Below are 304 nucleotides of genomic sequence, written 5' to 3' on the forward strand. Positions count from 1 at the left end.
ACTCCCATGGTGTGACGGGCGGTGTGTACAAGGCCCGGGAACGTATTCACCGTAGCATTCTGATCTACGATTACTAGCGATTCCGACTTCATGGAGTCGAGTTGCAGACTCCAATCCGGACTACGACGTACTTTATGAGGTCCGCTTGCTCTCGCGAGGTCGCTTCTCTTTGTATACGCCATTGTAGCACGTGTGTAGCCCTACTCGTAAGGGCCATGATGACTTGACGTCATCCCCACCTTCCTCCAGTTTATCACTGGCAGTCTCCTTTGAGTTCCCGGCCGAACCGCTGGCAACAAAGGAT

General features: G+C 53.3%; 1 rRNA gene. It reads right to left on the reverse strand.

What is annotated here, in order from left to right:
• A 16S ribosomal RNA gene (locus M8014_RS00070) occupies positions 1 to 304 on the reverse strand; the annotation flags it as partial.

This window comes from Silvania hatchlandensis, from assembly GCF_025564065.1.
GTDB lineage: Bacteria > Pseudomonadota > Gammaproteobacteria > Enterobacterales > Enterobacteriaceae > Enterobacter > Enterobacter hatchlandensis.